Annotated in this window: 15 protein-coding genes; 9 read left to right on the forward strand and 6 right to left on the reverse strand. The window is 72.6% G+C overall.

Translation table 11 applies throughout. From position 1 onward, the window contains the following. Positions 1-91: 91 nt before the first annotated feature. Positions 92-496 carry an ATP-binding protein gene (locus tag ACPU2J_RS26900; RefSeq protein ID WP_361604617.1) on the forward strand — a complete coding sequence of 135 codons (405 nt, stop codon included), beginning with the start codon at positions 92-94 and terminating at the stop codon, positions 494-496. A 57-nt stretch (positions 497-553) separates the two neighbouring features. On the opposite strand, the gene ACPU2J_RS26905 is transcribed toward ACPU2J_RS26900, so the two are convergent. Further along, positions 554-1,612 (reverse strand): DUF2637 domain-containing protein, encoded by a 1,059-nt coding sequence (locus ACPU2J_RS26905; RefSeq protein WP_423834190.1) that lies wholly within the window; start codon positions 1,610-1,612, stop codon positions 554-556. A gap of 205 nt (positions 1,613-1,817) precedes the next feature. After that, positions 1,818-2,678, reverse strand: a complete 861-nt coding sequence (locus tag ACPU2J_RS26910) for a (2Fe-2S)-binding protein (RefSeq protein ID WP_365138893.1) — start codon at positions 2,676-2,678, stop codon at positions 1,818-1,820. A 131-nt stretch (positions 2,679-2,809) separates the two neighbouring features. On the opposite strand from ACPU2J_RS26910, the gene ACPU2J_RS26915 reads away from it, so the two are divergent. Further along, positions 2,810-3,472, forward strand: coding sequence for a GntR family transcriptional regulator (locus ACPU2J_RS26915; protein ID WP_423834191.1), 663 nt, complete (start codon positions 2,810-2,812; stop codon positions 3,470-3,472). Between the two features lie 55 nt (positions 3,473-3,527). Here ACPU2J_RS26915 and ACPU2J_RS26920 read toward each other — a convergent pair whose 3' ends face one another. Continuing rightward, the gene (locus ACPU2J_RS26920; protein WP_361604626.1) at positions 3,528-4,310 is read right to left on the reverse strand and encodes a hypothetical protein; all 783 of its coding nucleotides are present in this window, start codon (positions 4,308-4,310) and stop codon (positions 3,528-3,530) included. Between the two features lie 180 nt (positions 4,311-4,490). After that, on the reverse strand, positions 4,491-6,170 hold the full coding sequence (locus tag ACPU2J_RS26925; protein ID WP_423834192.1) for a PucR family transcriptional regulator: 1,680 nt from the start codon (positions 6,168-6,170) through the stop codon (positions 4,491-4,493). Positions 6,171-6,424: 254 nt separating this feature from the next. Between ACPU2J_RS26925 and ACPU2J_RS26930 the strand changes: the two genes are divergently transcribed. The 7 genes from ACPU2J_RS26930 to ACPU2J_RS26960 all read left to right on the forward strand — a co-directional run bounded on the left by ACPU2J_RS26930 (position 6,425) and on the right by ACPU2J_RS26960 (position 16,195). Then, positions 6,425-7,318 (forward strand): FAD binding domain-containing protein, encoded by an 894-nt coding sequence (locus ACPU2J_RS26930; RefSeq protein ID WP_361604602.1) that lies wholly within the window; start codon positions 6,425-6,427, stop codon positions 7,316-7,318. A gap of 2 nt (positions 7,319-7,320) precedes the next feature. Further along, positions 7,321-7,926, forward strand: coding sequence for a (2Fe-2S)-binding protein (locus ACPU2J_RS26935; protein WP_361604599.1), 606 nt, complete (start codon positions 7,321-7,323; stop codon positions 7,924-7,926). 2 nt (positions 7,927-7,928) lie between these two features. Further along, positions 7,929-10,325 (forward strand): xanthine dehydrogenase subunit D, encoded by a 2,397-nt coding sequence (gene pucD, locus ACPU2J_RS26940; protein ID WP_399817237.1) that lies wholly within the window; start codon positions 7,929-7,931, stop codon positions 10,323-10,325. Between the two features lie 323 nt (positions 10,326-10,648). Next, positions 10,649-12,112, forward strand: coding sequence for an NCS2 family permease (locus ACPU2J_RS26945; protein WP_361604593.1), 1,464 nt, complete (start codon positions 10,649-10,651; stop codon positions 12,110-12,112). 109 nt (positions 12,113-12,221) lie between these two features. Continuing rightward, a complete protein-coding gene (locus ACPU2J_RS26950) occupies positions 12,222-13,373 on the forward strand; it encodes an XdhC family protein (protein WP_423834193.1) in 1,152 nt (383 codons plus the stop codon). Between the two features lie 144 nt (positions 13,374-13,517). Further along, positions 13,518-14,810: a YncE family protein gene (locus ACPU2J_RS26955; RefSeq protein WP_420079213.1), complete on the forward strand. Its 1,293-nt coding sequence runs from the start codon at positions 13,518-13,520 to the stop codon at positions 14,808-14,810. Between the two features lie 149 nt (positions 14,811-14,959). Continuing rightward, positions 14,960-16,195 carry a GNAT family N-acetyltransferase gene (locus ACPU2J_RS26960; RefSeq protein WP_423834194.1) on the forward strand — a complete coding sequence of 412 codons (1,236 nt, stop codon included), beginning with the start codon at positions 14,960-14,962 and terminating at the stop codon, positions 16,193-16,195. Positions 16,196-16,250: 55 nt separating this feature from the next. On the opposite strand, the gene ACPU2J_RS26965 is transcribed toward ACPU2J_RS26960, so the two are convergent. Then, positions 16,251-18,473, reverse strand: a complete 2,223-nt coding sequence (locus ACPU2J_RS26965) for a terpene synthase family protein (RefSeq protein WP_420079211.1) — start codon at positions 18,471-18,473, stop codon at positions 16,251-16,253. Between the two features lie 109 nt (positions 18,474-18,582). After that, positions 18,583-20,610 carry an ATP-binding cassette domain-containing protein gene (locus tag ACPU2J_RS26970; RefSeq protein WP_423834195.1) on the reverse strand — a complete coding sequence of 676 codons (2,028 nt, stop codon included), beginning with the start codon at positions 20,608-20,610 and terminating at the stop codon, positions 18,583-18,585. Between the last annotated feature and the right edge of the window lie 106 nt (positions 20,611-20,716).

The following is a 20,716-nucleotide window of genomic DNA, read 5'->3' on the forward strand; positions in this document are numbered from 1 at the left end:
GGCGAAGACGGGGAAGCTGTGGAAGAGAGGGACGCCTGTACCGCGCGAACCCTCCGGCGCGGACGGCGGGGGAGCGGCCGAGACGCTGCGGATGCACCGGAGCGTGCGGCGGGCCGACCTGAAGGCGGTGTCCGAAGTCCGCCGGGCGTTACGGGAGCTGATGCGCCAGCGGTGCCGATCCGACGCCGCGGAGGCGGCGGAGCTGCTGATCACCGAGATCGTCACCAACGCCCTGGTGCACACCGACCGGGGGGCGGAGGTGTCGGTCAGTCTCACCCCCGCGCGCCTGCGGGTGGAGGTCCGTGACCATGCCGCGCGCAGGCCCCGGCCGCACGTACCGACCGCCGACGACGGTACGCACGGCCGGGGGCTGGTCCTCGTGCAGGCACTCGCCGACGACTGGGGCGTGGACGCCATGGCCCTCGGCAGCGGCAAGGTGGTGTGGTTCGAGCTCGACACGTGCCGCGAGGCCGCGTACGACGCAGGGCCCGCCTGAACGGGCGGGCCCTGCGGGGTGTCCCCTGACCGGGACGGGTCGGGCGGACCGGGACGGTCAGCCGAACTGCTGCTCCAGATCCTTCAGTTTGCGCTCCAGTGAGTCCAGCCGGGGGATGGTCTGGGTGTCGTCCTCGGCGGTGAGGTCCACCGTCCGGGGTCCGGTGACCTCAAAGGAGTCGGACGGGTTGACGGCCTGGAGGGAGGGCCGGCGGCGCAGGGGCAGCTGATCCGCTTCCGGTATGGCCGGCTCCGCGCCGACCGGCGCGGAGCCCGCTCCCTGGGTCAGTTCCGGCAGTTCGACCTGGCGGCCGCGGCCGCGCCCGAACGCCCGGTGCTGACGGCCGAGCGCCCTGATGCGCGCCCGGTCCAGCCGGTGCTGCTCCCGCCTGCGGTGGCGGTCCTGCTCCCGCTCCTTGCGGTCCTCGCGCACCTCGTCCACGGCCTGGTCGAGGGTGCGCACCCCTTCCAGCAGCATCAGCGACCAGGCGCCGAAGGTCTCCCGGGGGGCGCGCAGCCAGCGCACCATCCGGATCTGCGGCAACGGCCTCGGGATCAGGCCCTGTTCGCGCAGGGCCGCCCGGCGGGTCTGCTTGAGGGCGCGGTCGAAGAGGACCGCGGCCGAGAGCGACATCCCGGCGAAGAACTGGGGTGCCCCGTCGTGGCCGAGGCCGCGCGGCGCGTGCACCCAGTTGAACCAGGCCGCCGCGCCCGCGAACAGCCACACCAGCATGCGCGAGCCGAGGGCCGCGTCGCCGTGGCTGGCCTCGCGCACGGCGAGCACCGAGCAGAACATGGCGGCGCCGTCGAGGCCGAAGGGCACCAGGTACTCCCAGCCCCCGGAGAGGCTGAGGTTCTGCCGGCCGAAGCCGACCAGTCCGTGGAAGGAGAGCGCGGCCGCCACCGCCGCGCAGCAGAAGAGCAGGACGTAGGAGGCGGTGCCGTAGACGGCCTCCTTGCGCCGCCGCCGTTCCTCGCTGCGCTCCCAGCTGTCGTCTGCCGCCGCCTTCTCGCTCTCGCGCCTGCCCCGGGCCAGTACCGCAACTGCCGCAAGCACGCCCAGGATCAGCAGGCTGCCGGGCAGCAGCCAGTCCAGCGATATGTCGGTCAGTCTCATGCGGATGTCCCTTGCCTCGCGTATGCGGTCGTGCGGCTTTCCGGCGTTCGGGCGCCATAGTGGCGCAGCCGGTGCGCGGCGCACGCGGGTTTCGGGGCAAGTGGACGCCATCGGGGGGCGGGGCCCGCCGGATAGGGTGTTGTGACTCGAACTGGCGGCCGTTCAGGCGCTTTTGTGTTCGAGAGTGATCAGGCCTGCGGGTGGTTCAGGCCGCCTCCGCCGTGAGCCGGGCGACGCGGTCGGCGTCACAGGTCCGGGGGCAGGTCACGCAGGTGTCGTCGGGCCGGATCGTGTAGAAGAAGCAGCAGCTGGCCCGGTCCCGGGTGGGCAGCTCGGTGCCGCCGGGGCCCGCGAGCGTACGGAATCCCGCGCCCCCGGTGTACGGGGCCGTGGAGCCCGGCAGCAGCGCCTCCAGCTCCGCCATGGTCCGCCGTTCCTCGCCGAGCAGGCTGCCGACGTACCAGAGGCTCTCGACGACCTCGTCGGTCACCATGCCCCACAGGGCGCGGCGGCCGCGCCGCATCCGCGGGCCGAAACCTTCCAGCACGGGGCCGAGGTGCTGGGCCACCGCAGCCCGCACCTCGTCGCGCAGCGCTTCCTCGTCGGGCACGACACGGGCCCCGGGGAGCGCGGCGGCCGGATCGTCCGGCAGGCAGGCGAACTCCGCCACGTGGACGGCCATCCGGCCGCCGGTCCGGTGGAAGGCCACCCGGGTGACGGGCAGCCGGGGGACCCGCCGGTGCAGGAGCCAGGGGACCGTGACCAGCAGACAGGCCGGCCACGCGTACCGGTGCAGCCCGAAGGTCGCGACCACGTCGGGCCGTGCCCGGGTGCCGTAGTCCGCCAGGACCTGGGCGTCGTCCCATGCGAGGAAGGCGTCCAGGGCGGGCCCACCGGCCGCCAGCTCGTCCGCGCCGACCCACCCCACACCGCGAGGGGAGGGTTCGTCCGCGGCCAGCTCGACGACCCGCAGTCCGCCGTACGCGTCGGCCAGCCGGGCGTACGCTTCCGCCACCGCAGAGCCGGGCGGGGCGGGGGCGACGGCCGGGAGGGTCGACACGGTCATGGCGGACCACCGAATCACACGATCGTTAACAGGTTAGCCTTACCTTACTCGATCCTCCTTGATGTGCACCCCCCTGTGCCGCGGGCCGCGTCACATATTCTCGGGACAGGCCAGGACCCGGAGGAGGACCGATGCACGAGACGGCCCAGGCCCGGGTTCCGGCGCAGAAGCAGCGCAAGGTGCTGCGCCATTCGGTGCGCGGGCAGGTGCTCGAGGCCCTGCGCGCGGCGCTCGTCGACGGCGAGCTGGTCCCGGGGGAGATCTACTCGGGGCCCGCGCTGGGGGAGCGCTTCGGGGTGTCCGCCACCCCGGTCCGCGAGGCGATGCAGCAGCTGGCCGCCGAGGGGGCCGTCCAATGCCTCCCGAACCGCGGCTTCCGCGTCCTGTCCCGGACCCCCCGGGAGCTCGCCGAGCTGGCCGAGGTCCGGGCGCTGCTGGAGGTGCCCGTCATGCTGCGGCTGGCCCGCACGGTGGCCCCGGCCGCCTGGGAGGCGCTGCGTCCCGCCGCGGCCGCCACGGCCGTGGCCGCCGCCGCGGGCGACCTGCCCGGGTACGCGGAGGCGGACCGGGCCTTCCACCGGGCGGTGCTGCTCCTGGCCGGCAACGGGCAGCTGGTGCAGGTGGCCGAGGAGCTCCACCGCCGGGCGCAGTGGCCCCTGCCGGGGGCTCCGCGGGTTCGGCGGGCGGATCTTGTCGCTGACGCGGCTGAGCATTCGGCGCTGCTGGAGGCGTTGATCGCGGGGGATCTGGCCGTGGTGGAGTCCCTGGCCCGCGAACACTTCGCCGGCGCCTGACCCCCGCCTCACAGGATCGGGGGTCCGGAGCGCCGTGTTCGTGCGCGCGGCCCGGCTAGGCCGCGGGTGACGGGGTCGCGGTGACGTGGAGCTGGTCCGCCAGCCAGGTGGGGATCCCGCCCAGGAGGTGGAACAGCCGCCGGGCCTCGGCGCGCAGCCGGGTGGCCTCCGGCTCGGGCTCCGCCTCGGCCAGCGCCGCGAGGGCGGGGGCCGTGCCGATCAGGAAGCCCAGGTCCTCCCGGATCCGCAGGGACTCCGCGAAGCCCTTGCGGGCCTCGGCCACCTCGCCGTCCCGCAGTGCCAGGGCGGCCAGGTGGCGCCAGGTGAAGGACAGCAGCAGGGCGTCCCCGTGCGCCTCCGCACCCGCGTGGGCGCGGTGGTAGGCGGGCCGGGCCGACTGCGGGGCGTCCGCGAGGTGCTCGGCGACCAGCCCGCGGCGGAAGTCCAGCAGCGGGCGGGTCCGCGACCCCGGCGACAGCAGGGCCGCGGCCCGGCCGAGCGCGGAGCGGGCCTCGTCGGCGCGGTCCCGCACCCCGAGCACGGTCGCGGCGTACGCCAGCTGGCCCCGCTCGCACGCGGCGGCGCCGCGGTCGTCGTCGTCCTGGGCGACCGCCTCGGCCACCCGCAGCGCGTCCTCCGCCTCGCCCCAGCCCTGGCCCGTGAACAGGCACCGTTCGACGAGCAGCGCGGTGCGCTGGACGGCGGCGGCGGCCTGGCCCGCCTTGCCGACGTGGGGCGTCAGCAGCGCCGCGGCGTCGGTCCAACAGCCGCGCGAGCGCAGCCGCCATATCGCCCGCTGGAGGGGGTCGTCTCCCCCGATGGATCCGGCACCGGACATGGCGGTGTCCGCCACATTGCCCTCCCCGAAGCAATCAAGCAGCACATGGATGAGCCCTGGGGCGAAATGAGAGCACGGATCGGCGGCTCCGGCCAAGGGGTCGGGTGAACTCTTTCACAAAGTCCGGACGGATCATCAGCCGCCCGCGGCCGCACCCGGACGGCCGCGGAGCGGATCGCCTCAGCTCATCCGCAGTGCCAGGAAGAAGTCGAGCTTGTCCTCCAGTCGGGACAGGTCCCGCGCCGTCAACTGCTCGATTCGCCCGACCCGGTAGCGCAGCGTGTTGACGTGCAGGTGCAGCCGGGTCGCGCAGCGGGTCCAGGAGCCGTCGCAGTCCAGGAAGGCCTCCAGCGTCGGGATGAGCTCGGCGCGGTGGCGGCGGTCGTAGTCGCGCAGCGGGTCCAGCAGCCGGGCGGTGAAGGCGCGGCGCACGTCGTCCGGGACGAACGGCAGCAGCAGGACGTGCGAGGCGAGCTCGTGGTGGCCCGCGGCGCAGACCCGTCCCGGGCGGGCCGCGGCGACCCGGCGGGCGTGCCGGGCCTCCTCCAGCGCCCCGCGCAGGCCCTCGGCGGAGTGCACGGCCGCGCTGACGCCCAGCGTGAGCCGCCCGTCGTCGGCCAGGCCGGCCGTCAGGGGGTCGCGTACGACGGCGAGCAGCTCGTCGGCGTGCAGGGCCGAGTCCGGGCCCTTGTCCTCCCCGGCGTCCCCGGCGAGCGAGGGCAGCGGGACCAGGGCGATGGCCTCGTCCCCGGCGTGGGCCACCGCGATCCGGTCCGAGGGCTCGGGGCCCGAGACCGAGGGGTCGACGAGGATCTCCTCCAGCAGCGACTGCGCCACCGGGCCGCCGGGGATGTCGCCGTTGTCCCAGTCCACCCGGGCGACGACGACCTGCCAGTGCGGGGCGGCGCCCAGCCCGGGCAGCAGCACCGGGGCCGCGACCCGCAGGCGGGCGGCGATCTCGGCGGGGGCGGCACCCGTCTGGACCAGTTCGAGGACCTCCTGTGCCAGGCGGCGGCGCACGGTGCGGGCGGCGTCGCGCCGGTCGCGTTCCACGGCGATCAGCTGGGTGACGCCCTGGAGCAGATCCAGGCGCTCGGCGGGCCAGTCGCCCGCGTCCGCCTCGACGGCCAGCAGCCAGTCCGACAGGACCGTCTCGCGCACGTCGCGGGCGGCCGGACCCGCAGCTCCGCGGCCGTGTCCCCTGATCGGGAAGAGCGAGTAGGTAATACCCTGGATGGAGATCCGGTGCGGCCCCCTACGGCCCGTCCGGACCGCCGCGAGGTGCTCGCTCGCCAGTGCTGCGCAGACGCCCGGCGCCAGCGGCTCGCCCGCTCCGGCGATCTGCCGGCCGGTGGGGGACAGCACCCAGGCCCGGAGGTCGAGGTCGGTGGTGAGCAGATCCAGCACCACATCGGGTCCGCCGCCCGCCGGGCCCGAGGTCATCAGGCGGCGATGGCGGTCGACGACGGCCGCCAGGTCCCCCGCGCGCTCGCCCGACACCTGCCGTACGACGTATTCGGTGATGGTGGCGAATGCAACGTCCTCGTTCACGGCGAACAGCGGCAGGCGGTGGCGCACGCAGGCCGAGACGAGATCGTCGGGGATGTCGCCGAGCTCCGCCTCGCCCGCCGCGAGCCCGGCGACGCCGGCGCTCGCGAGGATTCGTACGAACGGCTCGGAGTCGGCTGAATTTCGCCGCCAGGCCAGGCCGGTCAGGACCAGCTCGCCCCCCGACAGGTACCGGCTGGGGTCGCGCAGGTCGGTCGTCATGACCCCGCGGACCGTGCGGTCGAGTTCTTCCTCGCCACCGAGCAGCCGCAGCCCCAGCGCCTCGGTTTCCAGCAGTGCGCGCAGCCGCATGATGTCGCCGCCGATCTGTCTCGAATGTTGCCGTTGGAAATCGGGCAGGTCGTCGCATCCTGCCTTTCATACGAATCTACAAGACGAGGGAGGCCGTCAGCCAACTCCTTCATGGTTTCGGTGACTGCACCCGGGGGACGCGCGGCTTGTGTACTGACTCCACACCGCGTTAACAGCACGTGAACGACCAGTCGAGGGCCCCTGGGCCTCCTGGCTTGAAGTGAACGACACGATGAAGAAGAAGAGAGCCGCACATGGACTTCCTTCGCCCCGCCAGCTGGGAGGAGGCGCTCGCCGCTAAGGCCGAGTACCCCACAGCTGTGCCGATTGCGGGTGGCACCGACATCATGGTCGAGATCAACTTCGACCACCGCCGTCCGGAGTACCTCCTTGACCTCAACCGCATCGAGCTGCTGCGGGAGTGGGAGGTAGGCGAGGAGGTCACCAAGCTGGGCGCCTCCGTCCCGTACACCCAGATCATGGAGAACCTGCGCGGCACGCTGCCGGGTCTCGCGCTCGCCTCGCACACGGTCGCGTCCCCCCAGATCCGCAACCGCGGCGGTGTCGGCGGCAACCTCGGTTGCGCCTCGCCCGCCGGTGACTCCCACCCCGCCCTCCTGGCGGCCGACTGCCATGTCGAGGTGGAGTCCGTACGCGGCGCGCGCCTGATCCCGATCGACGAGTTCTACACCGGTGTGAAGCGCAACGCGCTGGCCGCCGACGAGCTCATCAAGACGGTCCACATCAAGAACGCCACGGGCCCGCAGCAGTACTCCAAGGTCGGCACCCGCAACGCGATGGTCATCGCGGTCTGCGGCTTCGGCCTGGCCCTGCACGCCGACACCCGTACCGTCCGCACCGGCATCGCCTCGGCCGCGCCGACCCCGATCCGGGCCAAGGCCGCCGAGGAGTTCCTCAACGCCGCGCTCGAAGAGGGCGGCTTCTGGGACAACGGCAAGGTCATCACCCCGTCGATCGCCAAGCAGTTCGGTGAGCTCGCCTCCGGCGCCTGCAACCCGATCGACGACGTCCGCGGCACGGCGAAGTACCGCCGTCACGCGGTCGGCATCCTTGCTCGCCGCCAGCTGGTCTGGACGTGGGAGCAGTACCGCGGCACCAACGGCCGCTCGCTTGAAGGGGCTGCGTAACCATGCGCGTCAATTTCACTGTCAACGGTCGTCAGCAGGAAGCCGACGACGTGTGGGAGGGCGAGTCCCTCCTCTACGTGCTGCGTGAGCGCCTGGGTCTGCCCGGCTCCAAGAACGCCTGCGAGCAGGGCGAGTGCGGTTCCTGCACCGTCCGTCTGGACGGCGTGCCGGTGTGTTCCTGTCTGGTCGCGGCCGGCCAGGTCGAGGGCCGCGAGGTCGTGACCGTCGAGGGTCTCGCCGACTTCGCCAAGCAGCGCGAGCAGCACGGCCACGGCGGTGCCTGCGGCACCGGCGGCGGCTGCGGCAGCAAGGGCGTCTCCACCGACGAGGCGAAGAAGTGGGCCGCCAAGCCCGGCGACTCGCAGACCGGTGAGGGCGTCGAGCTCTCCAACATCCAGCAGGCGTTCATCGACGCCGGCGCCGTCCAGTGCGGTTTCTGCACCCCGGGTCTGCTGGTCCAGGCCGACGAGCTCCTGGAGCGCAACGCGGACCCGTCCGACCAGGACATCCGTGAGGCCCTCTCCGGCAACCTGTGCCGCTGCACGGGCTACGAGAAGATCCTCGACGCGGTCCGCCTGGCGGCCGCCCGTCAGGGAGAGGCGGTCTGACCATGGCCCAGAACACCCGCACCGTCGGCACGCCGACGAACGTCACCCAGAAGCACACCAAGGGCGGCATCGGCGAGTCGACCCTCCGCCCGGACGGCACCCTCAAGGTCACCGGCGAGTTCGCGTACTCCTCGGACATGTGGCACGAGGACATGCTGTGGGGCCAGACCCTGCGCAGCACCGTCGCCCACGCCGAGATCGTCTCCATCGACATCTCCGAGGCCCTGGCCATGCCCGGCGTCTACTCGGTGCTGACGTACGACGACCTGCCGGCCGAGATGAAGAACTACGGCCTGGAGATCCAGGACACCCCGGTCCTGGCCAACGGCCGGGTCCGCCACCACGGTGAGCCGGTCGCCCTCGTGGCCGCCGACCACCCGGAGACCGCCCGCCGCGCGGCCGCCAAGATCAAGATCGACTACCGCGAGCTGCCGCTCGTCACGGACGAGGCCTCGGCCCTGGCCGCCGACGCGCCGCTGATCCACCCGGGCCGCGACGACCACCACTCCGGTCACGTACCGCACCCGAACATCGTGCACCGCCAGCCGATCATCCGCGGCGACGTGGCGGAGGCCCGCAAGCGCGCCGACGTCATCGTCGAGGGCGAGTACACCTTCGGCATGCAGGACCAGGCCTTCCTCGGCCCGGAGTCCGGTCTCGCCGTACCGTCCGAGGACGGCGGTGTCGACCTCTACGTCGCCACCCAGTGGCTGCACTCGGACCTCAAGCAGATCGCCCCGGTCCTCGGCCTGCCCGAGGAGAAGGTCCGCATGACGCTCTCCGGCGTCGGCGGCGCCTTCGGCGGCCGCGAGGACATCTCGATGCAGATCCACGCCTGCCTGCTGGCCCTCGCGACCAACAAGCCGGTCAAGATCGTCTACAACCGCTTCGAGTCCTTCTTCGGCCACGTGCACCGCCACCCGGCGAAGCTCTGGTACGAGCACGGCGCCACCAAGGACGGCAAGATCACGCACATGAAGTGCAGGATCGTGCTCGACGGCGGTGCCTACGCCTCGGCCTCCCCGGCCGTCGTCGGCAACGCCTCCTCCCTCTCCGTCGGCCCGTACGTCATCGACGACGTCGACATCGAGGCGGTCGCGCTCTACACGAACAACCCGCCCTGCGGGGCGATGCGCGGCTTCGGCGCCGTCCAGGCCTGCTTCGCGTACGAGGCCCAGATGGACAAGCTCGCGGCGAAGCTGGGCATGGACCCGGTGGAGTTCCGCCAGCTGAACGCCATGGAGATGGGCACGATCATGCCCACCGGCCAGGTCGTGGACTCCCCGGCCCCCGTCGCCGAGCTGCTGCGCCGGGTCAAGGCCCGCCCGCTGCCGCCGGAGCGCCAGTGGGAGAGCGCCGGCGAGGGCGCGGACGTCCGCGCGCTGCCCGGCGGCCTGTCGAACACCACCCACGGCGAGGGCGTCGTGCGCGGCGTCGGCTACGCGGTCGGCATCAAGAACGTCGGCTTCTCCGAGGGCTTCGACGACTACTCCACCGCCCGCGTGCGGCTGGAGGTCATCAACGGCGAGGCCGTCGCGATGGTCCACACGGCCATGGCGGAGGTCGGCCAGGGCGGTGTCACCGTCCACGCGCAGATCGCCCGTACGGAGCTGGGCGTCACCCAGGTGACCATCCACCCCGCCGACACGCAGGTGGGCTCCGCCGGTTCCACGTCCGCCTCCCGGCAGACGTACATGACCGGTGGCGCCGTCAAGAACACCTGCGAGCACGTCCGCGAGGCGCTGCTGGAGATGGGACGCCGCAAGAACGGCTCCTACCACCCGGCCTGGGCCCACGCCGAGCTGCTCCTGGAGGGCGGCAAGGTCGTCACCGACGGCGGCGAGGTCCTCGCGGACATCGCCGACATCCTGGAGAACGAGGCGATCGACCTCGAGCTCGAGTTCCGCCACCGTCCGACGGTCGCCTTCGACCTGAAGACCGGCCAGGGCGACGGCCACGTCCAGTACACCTTCGCCGCGCACCGCGCGGTCGTCGAGGTGGACACCGAGCTCGGCCTGGTCAAGGTCGTCGAGCTGGCGACCGCCCAGGACGTGGGCAAGGCCCTCAACATGCTCTCCGTGGTCGGCCAGATCCAGGGTGGTACCACCCAGGGCCTCGGCGTGGCGGTCATGGAGGAGATCATCGTGGACCCGAAGACCGCGAAGGTGCGCAACCCCTCCTTCACGGACTACCTGATCCCGACCATCCTGGACACCCCGACCATCCCGGTCGACGTCCTGGAGCTCGCCGACCCGAACGCGCCGTACGGCCTTCGTGGTCTGGGCGAGGCCCCCACCCTGTCGTCGACCCCGGCCGTCCTCGCGGCGATCCGGAACGCGACCGGGCTGGAGCTCAACAAGACCCCGATCCGTCCGGAAGCCCTCACCGGGACCCTCTAGGACGGACCGGTCCGGGGGCCGCGAGGCCCCCGGACCCCCGGACTCTCCGGGCGGTGCGGCCAGGGAACGTCACACTTCGCCGCCGTGCCGCCCGGAGTACACACGAAGCACCGCACCGCTCGCGGTCCCTTCAGCCGGCAGTACCCCTGCACAAACCCCCATGTAGTACCAGCGGTCACCCCGCACTACCCGCAGTACACGCAGTGAACATTCGCGTCGCCTCGGGCCGTCACCCCGGGTCGTGCAGCCAAACGCACCATCCCAAATCCCGCAGTCTCCAATCCCCAAGCGGGTGCCCCTTTGAACCTTGGGAGTTAGGCACCATGACCCAGTCGTCAGTGGAGTCCAAGACCACCGCGGAAGAGGCCGGTGACGGCTCTTCGCCCCCGGCGGGCAGCTCTTGGCTCGACCGCTACTTTCACATCACCCACAGAGGATCCAACGTCGGCAACGAGGTTCGTGGCGGTATCACGACCTTCATGGCCATGGCGTACATCCTCCTGCTCAACCCGCTGCTCCTCTCGGGCAAGGACGTCGCCGGCACGTCGATGGAGGCCTCGGCCATCATCACCGCCACGGCGTTCGCGGCAGCCGTCACGACGCTCCTCATGGGCTTCGTCGGCAAGGTCCCGCTGGCCCTGGCCGCCGGACTCTCCGTCTCCGGTGTGCTCGCCTCGCAGGTGGCCCCGCAGATGACCTGGCCGCAGGCCATGGGCATGTGCGTGGTCTACGGTGTCGTGATCTGTCTCCTGGTCGTCACCGGCCTCCGAGAGATGATCATGAACGCGATCCCCCTCGCGCTCAAGCACGCGATCACCATGGGCATCGGCATGTTCGTCGCCCTGATCGGTCTCGTGAAGGCCGGCTTCGTCGGCCGCGGCCCCGAGCAGGGGCCCCCGCTGCAGCTCGGCTCGGTCGGTGAGCTCGCCGGCTGGCCGGTCCTGATCTTCTGCCTCACCCTGCTCTCGATCTTCATGCTGCAGGCGCGCAAGATCCCCGGCGCGATCCTGATCGGCATCGTCGGCGGCACCGTCGTCGCGGCCGTCGTGAACGCCGTCGCGAACATCGACCCCAAGGCCTGGAACAGCGGCCCGCCGGAGCTCTCCGGCTCCGCGGTCTCGATGCCCGACTTCTCGCTCTTCGGCGACGTCTCGTTCGGCGGCTGGGGCGACGTCGGCTACATGACGGTCGGCATGATCGTCTTCACCCTGGTGCTGGCCGGCTTCTTCGACGCGATGGCCACCATCATCGGTGTCGGCACCGAGGCCAAGCTCGCCGACGACAAGGGCCGCATGCCGGGCCTGTCGAAGGCGCTCTTCATCGACGGCGCCGGCGGCGCCATCGGCGGCGTCTCGGGCGGCTCCGGCCAGACCGTGTTCGTCGAGTCGGCGACCGGCGTCGGCGAGGGTGCCCGCACGGGTCTCGCCTCCGTCGTGACCGGCCTGTTCTTCGCGGCCTGCCTCTTCTTCACCCCGATCACGCAGATCGTCCCCGGTGAGGTCGCCTCCGCGGCCCTGGTGGTCATCGGCGCGATGATGATGCAGAACGCCCGCCACGTGGACTGGGCCGACAGCGCGACGGCGATCCCGGTCTTCCTGACCGTCGTGATCATGCCGTTCACGTACTCGATCACGGCCGGCGTCGCCGCCGGTGTGCTCTCCTACGTCGCCATCAAGATCGCTCAGGGCAAGGCCCGGGAGATCGGCGGCTTCATGTGGGCGCTCACCGGGATCTTCGTGGTCTTCTTCGCCCTGCACCCGATCGAGGGCTGGCTCGGGGTCGGCTGACCCGGAGCACGGCCGGTCCGGGTCGCCCGACCCGGACCGGCCGGTCCGCCACGGACCCTGCACCCCCGCGTACCCGATACTGGAACCGAATCCTCCCAGGAGGCCGCACATGCTGGACATCGCCGAAGAGCTGGACCGGTGGGTGCAGCAGGGACGTGACTTCGCCGTCGCCACGGTCGTGGCGGTCGGCGGCAGCGCGCCCCGGCAGCCCGGTGCCGCGCTCGCCGTCGACGGCGAGGGCACGGCCATCGGATCGGTCTCCGGCGGATGCGTGGAGGGCGCGGTGTACGAGCTGTGCCGGCAGGCGCTGGAGGACGGCGAGACCGTCGCCGAGCGCTTCGGCTACAGCGACGACGATGCCTTCGCGGTCGGTCTGACCTGCGGCGGGATCATCGACATCCTGGTCACCCCGGTGCCCGTGGGCTCGCCCGCCCGGGCGGTCTTCGAGGCCGCGCTGGCCGCCGCCTCCCGCGGCGAGGCCGCCGCGCTGGCCCGGGTGGCCGAGGGCCCGGCCGAGCTGATGGGGCGCGCCGTGCTCGTCCGTACGGAGGGCCCCTTCGAGGGCGGCCTCGGCGGACACCCCGAGCTGGACCGCACCATCGCCGCCGAGGCCCGCGCCCTGCTGGACGCCGGCCGGACCGGGGTCCTGGAGATCGGCGCCGACGGCAGGCTCTGCGGAGAGCCCCTGAAGGTGCTCGTGGAGTCCAGCGTCCCGCCGCCCCGGATGATCGTCTTCGGTGCCATCGACTTCGCGTCCGCCCTGGTGCGGATCGGCAAGTTCCTCGGCTACCGGGTGACCGTCTGTGACGCGCGGCCCGTCTTCGCGACGAAGAACCGTTTCCCCGAGGCGGACGAGATCGTCGTCGACTGGCCCCACCGCTACCTGGAGAGCACCGAGGTGGACGGTCGGACCGTGCTGTGCGTGCTCACCCACGACGCCAAGTTCGACGTCCCGCTGCTGGAGCTGGCGCTCCGGCTCCCCGTCGCCTACGTCGGGGCCATGGGTTCCCGCCGTACCCACGAGGACCGCAACGCGCGGCTGCGCGAGGTCGGCGTGACCGAACTCGAACTGGCCCGGCTGCGCTCCCCGATCGGCCTGGACCTCGGCGCGCGCTCCCCGGAGGAGACCGCGCTGTCCATCGCGGCCGAGATCGTGGCGAACCGCCGCGGCGGCACGGGGGCCGCCCTCACGGGCGCGCACATCCCGATCCACCCGGACGTCTCCCACACCGTCGTGGGCAGGATCGGCTCCGTCGCTTGAAGGGGTGAGCGTCCCCGCTGAGGCGCGGAAGCTGAGGAAAGGGCGCATCCCGCAGGGGTTGCGCCCTTCGTGTGTTCCCCCTATCTTACCCGCCGGTAATAGGAAACACCCCTCTCCAGCCCCTCCCACACCGGAGTTGAGCGGATGTTGCGTACCGTGCGAACCCTGGGCGTGCTGGCCGCGGCCGCCCTGCTGACCGCCCTCACGCCCGCCCCGGCGGCCCCGGCAGTCCCGGCACTTCCGGCGGCCCCGCCCGCCCCGGCATCACCCGCGGCCCCGGCCGGGAACCTGCGCGAGGTGCTCTTCGTGGGCAACAACTGGGAGGGGACGGCCGACGTCCTCGCCTCCACCGGCGACCTCGCCAAGGTCGGCCGGATCGACATGATCCCCGACAAGGCCGAACGGCTGTGGGAGATCTACCTCAACCCCGTGAAGCTCGCCTTCTTCCTCGGCATCCGCGAGAGCGCCGGCGAGGGGCACGACCAGTTCGTCGACGACATGTTCACCACCCCCGACGGCTCCGCCGTCGTCGCCTCCCGCCCCAGCTTCGCCGACGTCGTCTCCATCGACCTGGCCTCCGGGCGGATCAACTGGCGTTTCCCCGTCTCCGGTTTCCGCTCCGACCACATGGCGGTCTCCCCGGACGGCACCCGTATCGCCGTGTCGGCGTCCACCTCCAACACCGTGCACGTCCTGGACATCACCACCGGACGGGAGACCGGTTCCTTCCGCACCGGCGACAAGCCGCACGAGAACACCTTCACCCGGGACGGCCGCTTCCTCTGGAACAGCTCCATCGGCGAGGTGAACACCGCCCTCGACGCACCCTGGCTGGACTGGACGAAGGGCGACCGGAAGATCACCGTGGTCGACACGCAGACCTTCCGCACCGTCCGGGTCGTCGACATGCGCGAACGGCTCGACGCCTTCGGCCGCAAGGACCTGTCCGACTCCGTACGGCCGGTGGCCTTCAGCCCCGACGAGTCGAAGCTCTACTTCCAGGTCTCGTTCTTCGGCGGCTTCCTGGAGTACGACGTGGCCACCGACCGCATCACCCGCCTCAAGGACCTCCCCGCCAACCCGGCCACCAGCACCGACCGCACCACCTGGGTCAACGACTCCCGCCACCACGGCATGTCGATGAGTCCCGACGGGACGAAGCTCTGCATCGCGGGCACGATGGACGACTACGCGACCGTCGTGGACCGCGCCACCCTCGCCGAGGGGCCGCTCGTGCCCGCCTCCAAGCCGTACTGGGCCACGGTCTCGGGCGACGGGACGGCCTGCGTGATCTCCGAGAGCGGCACCGACCAGGTGACGGCCATCGACTTCGCCACCGGCACCAAGCGGGTGTCCGTACCCGTCGGTGACCACCCCCAGCGCATCCGCCTCGGCCACGTCCCGGCCTCCTGGACCGGTCCGGCCGGCCGCTCGTAGACGTCCCCGGGGCCGGGCACGTCCGGGCCGGGCACGTCCGGGCGGGGCGCGGCCCCCGCGGGCCGGACCCGCGCACGGGAACCGGCCGTTCCCGCAGAACGAGCCAATTTGGAGTGACTGGTCCACGATGACCGATTAGTCTCGCGATCATGGTGGACATCCGCGGCGTACCCGAGTCCGACATCGACCGTGCGCTGGAGCTCGCGTACCTGGTCTTCCACGACCGGCCCGAGGCCGAGGTGCGCGAGCGGCACCACGCGCTGCTCGGCCGCTGCGACCGGCTCGGCGCCTACGACGGCGACCTCCTGGTCGGCTTCATGGCCGCGTACGACTTCCGGCTCTCGGTGCCCGGGGCGGACCTGCCCTGCCCCGGGCTCACCTTCGTCAGCGTCGCCCCCACCCACCGCCGCCGCGGGGTGCTCACCCGCCTCATGGCGCACATGCTGGGGCGCGCCGCGGAGGGCGGCAGGCCGCTCGCCGCGCTCTGGGCCTCCGAGGCCGCGATCTACGGCCGTTTCGGCTACGGCAGTGCCACCACCGGGGCCACCGTGGAGATCGACTCCAGCCGCCCGCTGGCCCTGCGCATCGCGCCGGACCGGCGCCCGCTGCGGTTCGTCGACCCCGAGGACGCCGTCGCCGTGATCGGGCCCTACCACGAGGCCGCCCGCGCCGCCCGTCCGGGCCGGCCCACCCGCAGCCCGGAGCGCTGGCGCGAGGAGTGGCTCACCGAACAGGACGAGGAGGACGAGGAACTGAGCCCGCCGCGGATCATCGCACTGGGCGACCCCGGCGAACCGGTCGCCGGATACGTCGTCTACCGCACCAAACCGGAGGGCGACGGCGGACCCGCCCGCACCCCGGGCCTGGTCCGCGTCGACGAACTGGAGGCGGACGGCCCCGCGGTCGCCGCCGCCCTGTGGGAATGCGTGACCGCCCTCGACCTCACCGGCAGGGTCCGGGCGTGGGGCCGCCCGGTGGACGACCCCCTGCTGCACTTCGCCGCCGACCGGGACCAGGTCCGGGTCACCGCCCAGTTCCCCGCGCTCTGGCTGCGCCTCGTCGACGTCGCCGGGGCCCTGACCGCCCGGTCCTGGGCCGCGCCCGTGGACCTGGTGCTGGAGCTGCGCGACGCCCGGATGCCCGCCAACGCCGGGCGCTTCCGGCTCCGGGCGGGCCCGCACGGTACGTCGTACGAGCCCGCCGGCGCGGCCGCCGCCGACCTGGCCCTGGACGTGCGCGAGCTGGCCGCCTGCTACCTCGGCGGGACCCGGGTCACCGAGCTCGTCGCCGCGGGGCTCGTGCAGGAGCACGTACCGGGGGCCGCGGCCGCCCTGGACGCGGCCCTGCGCACCCCCGTACTGCCGCACACCGGCGACGAGTTCTGAGCCCGGGGCACGCCTTCGGGCCTCGTTCCGGTGTGCGGCGCGGGTCAGGTGCGGGTCAGGTCCGGGTCCGCAGCGAGAGCCGGGCGGCCGCCATCCCGAAGCCGGGGTCCCGTACCGCCGCGGACAGGCCGTCCGGCCCGGCGGTCAGATCCTCGGGGCGGTAACGCCGGGCCTTCTCGTGCCAGTTGAGGATCCCGGCGTGCCAGTCCCGCAGCTCCTGCACGTACGCGTCCAGGGCCGAGCGGGCCTGCGGGCCGAGCTTCCAGTCGTCGTAGAGCAACGGCAGCTGGTTGGCCACGATGTGCTCGAACTCCTCCGTGCGCTGCGTCATCAGCGCATGGCAGATATGCAGGGCCTGCGGGTAGTCGATCCCGAAGAACGTCCGGGTGACCAGGACGTGGTTGTGCACGTCGCCCTCGAACTCCACTTCCTTCTGGTAGGAGTAGATGTCGTTGATCAGGCAGGCGGCGTCCGCCACGGCGTTCTCCAGCGACCGGATCGTCCCCGAGGCGTAGATCTCCTCCGGGACGCCCCGCCCCTCGTGCCCCAGCCGGCACAGGTACATCGTCAGCCGGCTGCCGAAGGTGCGCCGCCGCATCTCCGCGTAGTCCACCGGGTCCGGGACACGGTTGCGGACGCAGTTGTCCACCTCCCACACCCAGCTCTCCAGCATCTCCACCAGCGTCGCCCGGAACTCGGCGCGCTGCGCCGGCGACATGCCCGAGGCGGTGCGCACCCACAGGTCGGCGAGCCCGCGCTCCATCGCCGTCGCCGGCTCGGGCCGCCCGGCGGGATCGAGCGCGAGCAGGGAGATCAGACGGGATGTCGTCGCCTTGGCCCCCGCCAGGTTCCCGCTCCGCGAGAAGACCGCCGGGTAGTAGTCGTCCCCGTACGTGCCCCAGGTCAGCCAGCAGGCGTTCAGGGCGAGTTCGTCCGGGGTGGCGTCGGGGTCGAGTCCGGCCGAGCAGAGCGCGAAGTCGAAGCCGCGCAGCCGCTCCTCGGTCCAGATCGCCGATCCGGGGTCGCCCGGCTGCGGATCCAGCAGGCCCGTCCGCCGCGCCCAGGCCACGGACTCCTCACGGGCGTGCGCCAGGTGCGGGCTGAGCCGGAGCGGGTGCGGCATGTAGATGCCGGGGACGACCGAGGGGCCGGTCCGCTCGAAGGGGACGTGCGTGAAGGACCGGGCCCGCAGCTCGGCCGAACGCCTGGTGAAGACCGACCCGAGGTCCAGGGCCGCGGTGCCGGGCCCGGACGGCAGGAACGGCAGGGTGAACCGCGAGGTGGCGCGGGCCTCCTTGTTCATGTAGCGGCTGGAGACCATGTGCCATTCGTGGCCGCCGGACTGCCAGTCCTGCAGCCCCTTGGTGTAGGCGAGGACGGCCGCGGTCTCCGCCGGGTCCAGCGCCCGGTCGGCGACGAGCTGCGGGAGTTCGACGAGGGCCGTCTGCTCGAACTGCTGGAGCCGGGAGGTGAGCAGGTCGTTGGAGACCTCCGCGGCCTCCTGGGTGGTGCAGCCCAGGAAGGTCTCCAGCACCAGCACGGCGTTGGAGAGTTCCCCCTCGTGCGCGACCTCGCGTTCGTACGAGAAGAGGTCGTTCCTGATGTGCACGGCGTCGGAGAACGCGTCCCGCAGCACGCACAGGGGGCGCGAGTGCGCGACGCGGGCCGGGACCTCGGCGCTGACGTACTCGACCAGACCGGCCGACCACGGGGCGCCGCCCACCTTGCGGCGCATCTCGATGTACTCGAGCGGATTGGCCACCCGGCCGATGTCGATGTTGGCGAGCTCCCACATGGACTCGTCGAGGAGGTTCCTGGTGGACAGGGAGAACCGTTCCCGCCAGTCCGCCGACATCGCGGGCACCGTGCGCCGCCACAGGTCGGCGAGGCCGGCCTCCACCGGGTTGGTGGGCTCGGGGAAGCCGTCGGCGAGGTCCATCGGCATGAAGGCCGCGAGCCGGTCGAGGTAGGCCTTGGCGCCGTCCCGGTCCTGCGAGCGCTTGAACGTCTCCAGGAAGTGGTCGTCGAAGAAGAACACCCACACGTACCAGTCGGTGACCAGCGACAGCGCGTCGCCGGAGCAGTCGGGGTGGGTGTACGCGCACAGCAGCGCGTAGTCGTGCGAGTCGAGGTCGCTCTCCTCCCACACGCCGGAACCCTCCAGCATCCCGAAGCCGCGCGCCCACCGCTTGGTGTGCACCCTCGCCTCCTCGAGGTGCGGGTTCAGTCGCGCCGGATACGGTACGTAGAAATCCGGCAGTTGAAACGGCTGTGTCACGGCGAGCAGAGCCCTTCGTCCAGAGTGCGGGGACCGGTGGTCCGGCCCCCGCACGAGATCAGCAGGGCACTACCCGCGCCGCCCGGCGCACGGGGGAAAGTTCACCGCATCAGGTGACGGAGGTTTCGCCGGGAGTGGGAGCGGGAGCGGGAGCGGGGGCCGGTTCCGGCCCGGCCTGGCGGGGGACGGTGGGCGGCTGCCCGTCGAACTGCTCCGCCTGCATGCGGAACATCGACGCGTACCGGCCGTCCAGCGCCATCAGCTCCTCGTGACCGCCCTGTTCGACGAGGCGCCCCTCGTGCAGCACGTGGATCACGTCGGCGTAGCGCACCCCGGACATCCGGTGCGTCACGAGGACCACGGCCCGTTCCGGTCCGGCCAGGCCCCGGATGCTGTCGAAGGCGGCGATCTCCGCCTCCGGATCCAGCGCCGAGGTGGGCTCGTCGACGACGATGACACGGGCGTCGCGGAAGCGCGTCCGCGCCAGCCCGATCCTCTGCCACTGGCCGCCGGACAGCTCCGAGGCCCCCCTGAACACCCTCGCGAGCAGGGTCTCGTAGCCGTTCGGGAGCTTGCCGACGATCCGGTCGGCGCCCGCGTAGCGGGCCGCGGCCACCACCTCGGCGGCGTGCTCGACCCCCTCCTCCGCACCCCGCGCCCCCGGCCTGCCGACCGAGATGTTGGTGCGCGCGGTCACCGGCCAGCGCTCGAAGTCCTGGGTGAGGAGGGCGACCCGGTCGAAGACCGCCTCCCGGTCCGCGTCCCGCACCTCCACCCCGTCCCAGGTCAGCGATCCGGAGTCGGGCAGGTGCAGGCCCGCGAGCAGTTTGACCAGCGTGCTCTTCCCGGACCCGTTCTCGCCGACGAGGGCCACGACCGTACCCGCGCGGATCGTCAGCGACACCCCGTCGAGGGCGGGCTCGTCCCGGTCGGGGTACCGGAAGCGGACGTCCTGCAGCCGTACCGCGCCCAGCCGGCCGGGCAGCGCCAGCCCGCCGGCGGGGACGGCGCGCCGCCCGGCCTCGGCCGTGAACCGCTCCAGGTCCCGTACGTACAGGGACTCCTCGTGCAGGGTGTTGGTGGTCGCGACCAGGGCGCCCAGGCTCGCCGACCCGGTGCGCACCGCGATGACGGCGGTGCCGGCGACGGCGAGGTCCATCCGGCCGGTGGCGATCAGCGCGCCCATCGTCCCGTACGTGACGAGCGCCGCCGCGCCGGAGAGGGCGGCGGCCAGGAGTTCGGTCGCGGCCTTGTCCCGGGCGAGGCGGGTGGCCTCGGTCTCGGCGACCTCGGCCATGTTGCGGTAGTGGCCGAGCAGGTAGCGGCCGACGCCGTGCACGCGCACTTCGGGGGCCGCGGTGCGCGAGATCAGCAGCTGGCCGATGAGCCGCGCGGCCCGGACGTGCTCGACCCAGGTGATGACGGACAGGTAGCGGCGCTGGGCGACGCGCATGGCGCCCCAGCCTCGGGGGGCCGCGATCAACAGCAGCAGGGGCAGCAGGAGCGGGTGCAGGACGGTCAGCACCCCGGCGGTGGCGATCAGGGAGATGACCCCGCCGAGGGTGGCCACGCAGGCGCCGACGGTCCGGCGGGCCGACGGCGGACCCCACTGGGCGCTGTCCAGCAGCCGCCGGAACTCCCCGTCCTCGATGGCCTCCAGCTCCACCTCGACGGCCGCCTTCAGGTACTGCTCGTAGGCGGCCCGCTCGACCTTGGGCTCCAGCCGGCCCGCGGCCGCGGTGGACCGGGAGGCCAGGACGGCGCCCAGGACGGCGACCAGGGCGCCCGCGGCCAGGGCGGGCAGGGCGGCGTGCAGCCGCTCGGCCGGGCTGCCGGCGCCGAGCAGCGTGCGCAGCACGTCGCTCAGGACCAGCAGCCCCACGGCGGAGGTGACCCCCTGCCCGGCCTCGGAGGCGGCGACGGTGAGCAGCGCGGGCCGGTCGGTGTCCCAGGCCAGGCGCAGGGTCCCGCCGACCATGCGGGGCATGGAGCGCAGCGTCGACAGGAGCCGCCCCTCCAGGCGGGCGTATTCGTGCTGGGACCAGCCGGCGTCGTAGCGCAGGGGCCCGCCGAAGAGGCGCCGCTCGCTGTCCGAGACGGCGGGCTGGACGGCGTCGGGCCGCTTGAGGAGCCTCATGCGCGGCCACCTCCGGCCGGTGCCGGGTCGAACACCACATGAACGTGCACGGATCGCAAACTTCCTCCCGGGGCGCTGCGGCGGGGCACTGACGCCGGAAGAACGT

This window comes from Streptomyces manipurensis, from assembly GCF_049570255.1.
Taxonomy (GTDB): domain Bacteria; phylum Actinomycetota; class Actinomycetes; order Streptomycetales; family Streptomycetaceae; genus Streptomyces; species Streptomyces manipurensis.